We start from the raw sequence: 7,806 nt of genomic DNA, 5'->3' as shown, positions 1-7,806 counted from the left end.
GTAGGAGCTGGCTTGCCGGCGATAGCATCACCTCGGTGTGTCTGGAAGACCGAGGTGCCTGCATCGCCGGCAAGCCAGCTCCTACAGAAAAGCGGCTCTGCTTTCGTTCTGGTCTTTGCTTTTACCATAAGTAGCCGTTACCGCAGAAACGGATATGTACACAATCAAACCACCTCAGCCTGCCGCACCTGCTTCTCCAGTTCAGCCTTCAACCCCGGCTCCAACTTAAGCTGCCGCGCCAACTCATCGAGGTAAGCCTTCTCCATGAAGTTCTCCTCATCCACCAACATCACACTGGCGATATACATCTCGGCAGCCAACTCCGGAGTACTGGCAGCCCGAGCCACATCTGCCGGATCCAGCGGCTTGTTCAGCTCGGCATGCAACCACTGCTGCAACTCACGATCGTTATCCAGCTTCACAAACTCCCCTTCGATCAACGCCCGCTCACGCTCATCCACATGCCCGTCAGCCTTGGCCGCAGCCACCAGCGCCTTCAAAATCCCCTGGCTGTGCTGCTCGACCTGGGCCGGCGGCAGCCGATCAATGGTCTGCGGCTCCCCTTGAGGCGCACTGACCTGCTGCGCCTGCCAATTACCGTAGGCCTTGTAGGCAATCACCCCCAAAGCAGCCAACCCGCCATAGGTCAGCGCCTTGCCGCCAAACTTGCGGGCTTTCTTGTTGCCCAGCAACAGACCCATGGCGCCGGCCGCGAGGGCCCCACCACCGGCACCGCCAAGCAAGCTACCCAACCCGCCGCCACCCAGCAGTCCGCCAAGGGCACCCTTGTCATCTGACTTGCGCTGCCCGCCAGCCTTGTTCTGCAACATGTCCTGGCCGGATTTGAGCAGTTGATCGAGCAATCCACGGGTATTCATTCACAACCTCCAGAAACTCAAGTTCACAGGACCAATAGGCCCCCAGCGTAAAACTAAGTGCCAAAAACCCCCGATCTAGAGTGCTTCCAGATGTAACGCGCTTACCCCTCAATTAAAACGATATACACTCGAACAAATCTATAAAAACACCCCACTGGTAATTCCAGCATGATGACCTTGCGTCAGATCCGTCACTTCATCGCCGTGGCCGAGACCGGCTCGATCTCCGCCGCTGCCCAGACCGCCTTCATCTCCCAGTCCACCCTGACCCTGGCGATCCAGCAACTGGAACAGGAAATCGGCGTCAACCTGTTCAACCGCCACGCCAAGGGCATGACCCTGACCCACCAGGGCCACCAGTTCCTGCGCCAGGCACACCTCATCCTCGCCACCGTCGACAACGCCAAGCGCAGCCTGCAACAGAGCACCGACCAGGTGGCCGGGCAGTTGATCATCGGCGTGACCAGCCTGGTCGCCGGCTACTACCTGGCGGACTTGCTTACCCGCTTCCAGCGCGCCTACCCCAATGTCGAAATCCGCGTGATGGAGGACGAACGCCCCTACATCGAACACCTGCTGGTCAGCGGTGAAATCGACGTCGGCGTGCTGATCCTCTCCAACCTCGAAGACCGCCACGCCCTGCAAACCGAAGTGCTCACCCACTCGCCCCACCGTTTATGGCTGCCCGCCCAGCACCCGCTGCTGGAACACGACAGCATCAACCTGGCGGATGTGGCGCGCGAGCCGCTGATTCAGCTGAACGTCGACGAAATGGGCCACAACGCCCAACGCATGTGGACCGGCGCCGGGCTGCAACCCCGCGTCACCTTGCGCACCGCCTCGACGGAAGCCGTGCGAAGCCTGGTCGCCGCCGGCCTGGGCGTGTCGATCCAGCCGGACATGACCTACCGCCCCTGGTCCCTGGAAGGCGACATCATCGAGGCCCGGCCGATTGCCGACCTCAGCCAGACCCTCGACGTGGGCCTGGCCTGGCGCCGGGGCACGGCGCGCCCGGCGCTGGTGGACCCATTCCTGACGGTGGCCCGCGAACAGCCCCACCCACGCAAGCCATCTATTTAATCGAATGCTGCTTTCAGTATTTAGTATTTGTTGACCTCGCGCCTGACCTCTAGTCTCTGCTCATCCCATAAGAGAAGGTCAGGCGCTTCGCACGAGAACAGCCATGACCACACAAGAAAAGAGATCGCGAAAAATGTCTGGCGCGCCCACACCGCTGCTCACTGCGTTGCTGATCGACGGCGAACTGGTCCCGGGCCAGGGGTTTGTCGAGCCGATCATCAACCCGGCCACCGGTGAAATCCTCACCCATATCGCCGAAGCCAGTACCGAGCAGGTCGAAGCCGCAATCCTCGCCGCCCACCGGGCCTTTGCCGGTTGGTCGCGGACCACGCCCCAGCAGCGTTCGAACATCCTCCTGGGCATCGCCGAGACAATCGAAAAACAAGCCGACTACCTCGCCCGCCTGGAATCGCTGAATTGCGGCAAGCCGCTGCACCTGGCACGTCAGGACGATTTGAGCGCGACCGTCGATGTGTTCCGTTTCTTCGCCGGCGCCGTGCGCTGCCAGACCGGGCAACTGAGCGGTGAATACCTGCCGGGCTACACCAGCATGGTGCGTCGCGATCCGATTGGCGTGGTGGCCTCCATTGCGCCGTGGAATTACCCGCTGATGATGGCCGCCTGGAAAATCGCCCCGGCCCTGGCGGCCGGTAATACCCTGGTGTTCAAGCCGTCGGAACATACCCCGCTGTCGATCCTGGCCCTGGCGCCCGTACTGAGCCAGTTGTTGCCGCGCGGGGTGATCAACATCCTGTGTGGCGGCGGCGAAGGGGTCGGCAGCCATTTGGTCAGCCACCCGAAGGTGCGCATGGTCTCGTTGACCGGCGATATCGTCACCGGGCAGAAGATCCTCCAGGCCGCCTCCAAGACACTCAAGCGCACGCACCTGGAGCTGGGCGGCAAGGCCCCGGTGATCGTGTGCAACGACGCCGACCTGCAAGCCGTGGTCGAAGGCGTGCGCGCCTACGGTTACTACAACGCCGGCCAGGACTGCACCGCCGCGTGCCGCATCTACGCCCAGGCCGGCATCCACGACAAATTGGTGGCCGAGCTCGGCGCCGCCGTCAGCAGCCTGCGGTTTGCCGGCAAGCGCGATGCCGACAACGAACTCGGCCCGCTGATCAGCACCCGCCAGCGCGACCGCGTCGCCAGTTTTGTCGAACGCGCCCTCGGCCAGCCGCATATCGAACGCATCACCGGCGCCGCCGTGCATTCCGGTGCTGGCTTCTTCTACCAGCCAACCTTGCTGGCCGGTTGTAAACAGAATGATGAAATCGTGCAGCGCGAAGTGTTCGGCCCGGTGGTCACCGTGACCCGCTTCGACGAGCTGGAACAGGCGGTGGACTGGGCCAACGACTCGGAATACGGCCTGGCCTCCTCCGTGTGGACCCAGAATCTGGACAAGGCGATGCAAGTGGCGTCGCGCCTGCAATACGGCTGCACCTGGATCAATAGTCATTTCATGCTGGTCAGCGAAATGCCCCACGGCGGCTTGAAGCGCTCGGGGTATGGCAAAGATCTGTCCAGCGATTCGCTACAGGACTACAGCGTGGTGCGGCACATCATGGCGCGCCACGGCCAGCATCTTTAAAACAACAACTACGCTCACGCACCACCTGCTGCAAAAACTGCCCCGACCATAATTAAAGAAGAGGGAACCCCCATGTCTGCGCACAAGACCGCACTGCTCAGTGCCCTGACCACCGCGCTGCTGGCCAGTGTCAGCATCCAGGCCGCCGAACCGCTGAAGGCGGTGGGTGCCGGTGAAGGCCAGTTGGATATCGTCGCCTGGCCCGGCTATATCGAACGTGGCGAAAGCGACAAGAACTACGACTGGGTCACCGGTTTCGAGAAAGAGACCGGCTGCAAGGTCAACGTCAAGACCGCCGCCACCTCCGACGAGATGGTGAGCTTGATGGCCAAGGGCGGCTACGACCTGGTCACCGCGTCGGGCGATGCCTCGCTGCGGTTGATCGTCGGCAAGCGCGTACAGCCGATCAACACCTCGCTGATTCCCAACTGGAAGAACATCGACCCGCGCCTCAAAGATGCGCCGTGGTACGTGGTCGGCCAGCAAACGTACGGCACGCCGTACCAGTGGGGCCCGAACGTGTTGATGTACAACACCAACGTGTTCAAGACCGCGCCCACCAGCTGGAACGTAGTGTTCGATGCGCAGAACCTGCCGGACGGCAAGCCGAACAAAGGCCGCGTGCAGGCCTATGACGGCCCGATCTACATCGCCGATGCGGCGCTGTACCTCAAGGCCACCAAGCCGGAACTGGGCATCCAGAGCCCGTACGAGCTGACCGAAACCCAGTACAAGGCCGTGCTCGACCTGTTGCGCGCCCAGCAGCCGTTGATCCACCGCTACTGGCATGACACCACCGTGCAAATGAGCGACTTCAAGAACGAAGGCGTGGTGGCCTCCAGCGCATGGCCGTATCAGGTCAACGGCCTGGTGAACGAGAAACAGCCGATTGCCTCGACCATTCCGAAGGAAGGCGCCACCGGCTGGGCGGATACCACCATGCTGCACACCGATGCCAAGCACCCGAACTGCGCCTACAAGTGGATGGACTGGTCGCTGCAGCCGAAGGTCCAGGGTGATGTGGCCTCGTGGTTCGGTTCGTTGCCGGCGGTTCCCGCGGCGTGCAAGGAAAGCGAACTGCTGGGCGCCGAGGGTTGCAAGACCAACGGTTTCGACCAGTTCGAGAAGATCGCCTTCTGGAAAACCCCGCAGGCTGAAGGCGGCAAGTTCGTGCCGTACAGCCGCTGGACCCAGGATTACATCGCGATCATGGGCGGGCGCTAAGCACTCCCTAGTTGATCGTTCCCACGCTCCGCGTGGGAATGCCTCCTGTGACGCTCCGCGTCACGACTTTAAGGGCGGACGCGGAGCGTCCAGCGCTGCATTCCCACGCAGAGCGTGGGAACGATCACCTCTACCTCCGATTTAATTTTTACAAGACGCGCCTTTTTGGAGCACCGCACCATGACGCTTGCAGTCCAATTCACCCACGTTTCCCGTCAGTTCGGCGAAGTGAAAGCCGTTGACCGGGTTTCCATCGATATCCAGGACGGCGAGTTCTTTTCCATGCTCGGCCCTTCCGGCTCGGGCAAAACCACGTGCCTGCGCCTGATCGCCGGGTTCGAGCAACCCAGTGCCGGCTCCATCCGCATCCACGGTGAGGAAGCCGCCGGCTTGCCGCCGTATCAGCGCGACGTGAACACTGTGTTCCAGGATTACGCGCTGTTCCCCCACATGAACGTGCGCGACAACGTGGCCTACGGCCTGAAAGTCAAAGGCGTGGGCAAGACCGAACGCCTCAACCGCGCCGAAGAAGCCCTGGGTATGGTCGCCCTCGGCGGTTACGGCGACCGCAAGCCGGTGCAACTCTCCGGCGGCCAGCGTCAACGTGTGGCCCTGGCCCGCGCACTGGTCAATCGTCCGCGCGTATTGCTGCTGGATGAGCCCCTCGGCGCTCTCGACCTGAAGCTGCGCGAACAGATGCAAAGCGAGCTGAAGAAACTGCAACGCCAACTTGGCATCACCTTCATCTTCGTCACCCACGACCAGACCGAAGCACTGTCGATGTCCGACCGTGTGGCCGTATTCAACAAGGGCCGCATCGAACAGGTCGACACCCCACGCAACCTGTACATGAAGCCCGCCACCACCTTCGTCGCGGAATTCGTCGGCACCTCCAACGTGATTCGCGGCGAATTGGCGCAACGCTTGAGCGGTAACCCGCAGCCGTTCTCGATCCGCCCGGAACACGTGCGTTTCGCCGAAGGCCCGCTGGGCAGCGGCGAGGTGGAAGTCAGCGGCCTGCTGCATGACATCCAGTACCAGGGCAGCGCCACCCGCTACGAACTGAAACTGGAAAACGGCCAGGCCCTGAACATCAGCCAGGCCAACAACCAATGGCTGGACACCACCGCCGGGCATCAAGTCGGCCAGTCCATCACCGCGCGCTGGGCGCGGGAAGCCATGACGCCGTTGACCGACATCGCAGGCGAGGTGTGACATGAGCCTGGCCCTGTCCCAACCCCCGATGCGCAGGTTTTCCAACCTGCTGTACAAGAAGCCCAACCTGTACCTGTCGCTGCTGCTGGTGCCGCCGCTGATCTGGTTCGGCGCGATCTATTTGGGGTCGCTGCTGACCTTGCTGTGGCAAGGCTTCTATACGTTCGATGACTTCACCATGGCGGTCACCCCGGACCTGACCCTGGCCAACTTCGCCGCGCTGTTCCAGCCGTCGAACTTCGACATCATCGTGCGCACCTTGAGCATGGCGGTGGTGGTGTCCATCGCCAGTGCCATCGTCGCGTTCCCGATCGCCTACTACATGGCGCGCTACACCACCGGCAAGACCAAGGCGTTTTTCTACATCGCGGTGATGATGCCGATGTGGGCCAGCTACATCGTCAAGGCCTACGCCTGGACCCTGCTGCTGGCCAAGGGCGGCGTGGCGCAGTGGTTCGTGCAGCACCTGGGCCTGGAGCCGGCGCTGCAATTCATCATGGGCATTCCCGGCGTGGGCGGCAGCACCTTGAGCACCTCGCACCTGGGGCGGTTCATGGTGTTTGTGTACATCTGGCTGCCGTTCATGATTCTGCCGATCCAGGCCTCGCTGGAGCGTTTGCCGCCATCGTTGCTGCAGGCCTCGGCAGACCTCGGCGCCAAGCCGCGCCAGACCTTCATGCAGGTGATTCTGCCGCTGTCGGTGCCGGGGATCGCGGCGGGTTCGATCTTTACGTTCTCGCTGACCCTGGGCGACTTCATCGTGCCGCAACTGGTGGGCCCGCCGGGTTACTTCGTCGGCGGCATGGTGTACGCGCAACAAGGCGCTATCGGCAACATGCCCATGGCCGCGGCGTTCACCCTGGTGCCGATCGTGCTGATCGCGGTTTACCTGTCCATCGTCAAACGTCTGGGGGCCTTCGATGCACTCTGAAAAAGCCTCACTCAGTCTAAAAATCGCGGCCTGGGGCGGGTTGGTTTTCCTGCACTTCCCGATCCTGATCATTTTCCTCTACGCCTTCAACACCGAAGAGGCGGCGTTCAGCTTTCCACCCCAGGGCTTCACCCTGAAGTGGTTCAGCGTGGCCTTCTCGCGGCCGGACGTATTGGAAGCGATCAAGCTGTCGCTGCAAATCGCGGCCATCGCCACGCTGATTGCGATGGTGCTCGGCACCCTGGCCTCGGCGGCGTTGTATCGCCGGGAGTTCTTCGGCAAGCAAGGCATCTCGCTGATGCTGATCCTGCCGATTGCACTGCCGGGGATCATCACCGGTATCGCGTTGCTGGCGACCTTCAAGACCCTGGGGATTGAGCCGGGGATGTTCACCATCATCGTCGGCCACGCGACCTTCTGCGTGGTGATCGTCTACAACAACGTGATCGCCCGTTTGCGCCGCACTTCCCACAGCCTGATCGAAGCCTCGATGGACCTCGGCGCCGACGGCTGGCAGACCTTCCGCTACATCATCATGCCCAACCTCGGCTCGGCGTTGCTGGCCGGCGGCATGCTGGCGTTCGCGCTGTCGTTCGACGAAATCATCGTCACCACCTTCACCGCCGGCCACGAACGCACCTTGCCGCTGTGGCTGCTCAACCAGTTGAGCCGGCCACGGGATGTGCCGGTGACCAACGTGGTGGCGATGCTGGTGATGATCGTGACGATGTTCCCGATCCTGGGTGCCTATTACCTGACCCGCGGCGGCGAAAGCGTGGCCGGTAGTGGCGGTAAATAACTGACAACACATTGCCACTGAAGGAATGAGATTCAAATGTGGGAGCGGGCTTGCTCGCTCCCATACTTGAACCGGTTTCGGCAGGGGA

The 7,806-nt window shown here is 62.1% G+C and carries 7 protein-coding genes; 6 read left to right on the top strand and 1 reads right to left on the bottom strand.

Translation table 11 applies throughout. From position 1 onward, the window contains the following. Positions 1-164 precede the first annotated feature (164 nt). Positions 165-878 carry a tellurite resistance TerB family protein gene (locus HX869_RS08870; protein WP_178902998.1) on the bottom strand — a complete coding sequence of 238 codons (714 nt, stop codon included), beginning with the start codon at positions 876-878 and terminating at the stop codon, positions 165-167. A 168-nt stretch (positions 879-1,046) separates the two neighbouring features. Here HX869_RS08870 and HX869_RS08865 point away from each other — a divergent pair, with 168 nt between their 5' ends. The 6 genes from HX869_RS08865 to HX869_RS08840 all read left to right on the top strand — a co-directional run bounded on the left by HX869_RS08865 (position 1,047) and on the right by HX869_RS08840 (position 7,718). Then, the gene (locus HX869_RS08865) at positions 1,047-1,958 is read left to right on the top strand and encodes a LysR family transcriptional regulator (RefSeq protein WP_003209548.1); all 912 of its coding nucleotides are present in this window, start codon (positions 1,047-1,049) and stop codon (positions 1,956-1,958) included. Positions 1,959-2,091: 133 nt separating this feature from the next. Then, positions 2,092-3,549, top strand: coding sequence for a gamma-aminobutyraldehyde dehydrogenase (locus HX869_RS08860; protein ID WP_003209549.1), 1,458 nt, complete (start codon positions 2,092-2,094; stop codon positions 3,547-3,549). A 72-nt stretch (positions 3,550-3,621) separates the two neighbouring features. Further along, positions 3,622-4,773, top strand: a complete 1,152-nt coding sequence (ydcS, locus tag HX869_RS08855) for a putative ABC transporter substrate-binding protein YdcS (protein ID WP_003209550.1) — start codon at positions 3,622-3,624, stop codon at positions 4,771-4,773. A 180-nt stretch (positions 4,774-4,953) separates the two neighbouring features. Next, positions 4,954-5,988 (top strand): ABC transporter ATP-binding protein, encoded by a 1,035-nt coding sequence (locus HX869_RS08850; protein ID WP_003209551.1) that lies wholly within the window; start codon positions 4,954-4,956, stop codon positions 5,986-5,988. A gap of 1 nt (position 5,989) precedes the next feature. Beyond that, positions 5,990-6,919: an ABC transporter permease gene (locus HX869_RS08845; RefSeq protein WP_003209552.1), complete on the top strand. Its 930-nt coding sequence runs from the start codon at positions 5,990-5,992 to the stop codon at positions 6,917-6,919. Beyond that, positions 6,909-7,718 (top strand): ABC transporter permease, encoded by an 810-nt coding sequence (locus HX869_RS08840; protein ID WP_003209553.1) that lies wholly within the window; start codon positions 6,909-6,911, stop codon positions 7,716-7,718. Before HX869_RS08845 ends, HX869_RS08840 begins: the two co-directional genes overlap by 11 nt. The last annotated feature ends 88 nt before the right edge of the window (positions 7,719-7,806 follow it).

The organism is Pseudomonas sp. P7779 (assembly GCF_013386315.1).
In the GTDB taxonomy this organism is placed as follows: domain Bacteria; phylum Pseudomonadota; class Gammaproteobacteria; order Pseudomonadales; family Pseudomonadaceae; genus Aquipseudomonas.
This window is presented reverse-complemented; position numbering and strand designations above follow the sequence as displayed.

What these genes read in the sequence shown, in the direction of transcription:
- HX869_RS08870 (WP_178902998.1), bottom strand. Translation starts at nt 878, where the DNA reads ATGAATACCCGTGGATTGCTCGATCAACTGCTCAAATCCGGCCAGGAC.
- HX869_RS08865 (WP_003209548.1), top strand. Translation starts at nt 1,047, where the DNA reads ATGATGACCTTGCGTCAGATCCGTCACTTCATCGCCGTGGCCGAGACC.
- HX869_RS08860 (WP_003209549.1), top strand. Translation starts at nt 2,092, where the DNA reads ATGTCTGGCGCGCCCACACCGCTGCTCACTGCGTTGCTGATCGACGGC.
- ydcS (WP_003209550.1), top strand. Translation starts at nt 3,622, where the DNA reads ATGTCTGCGCACAAGACCGCACTGCTCAGTGCCCTGACCACCGCGCTG.
- HX869_RS08850 (WP_003209551.1), top strand. Translation starts at nt 4,954, where the DNA reads ATGACGCTTGCAGTCCAATTCACCCACGTTTCCCGTCAGTTCGGCGAA.
- HX869_RS08845 (WP_003209552.1), top strand. Translation starts at nt 5,990, where the DNA reads ATGAGCCTGGCCCTGTCCCAACCCCCGATGCGCAGGTTTTCCAACCTG.
- HX869_RS08840 (WP_003209553.1), top strand. Translation starts at nt 6,909, where the DNA reads ATGCACTCTGAAAAAGCCTCACTCAGTCTAAAAATCGCGGCCTGGGGC.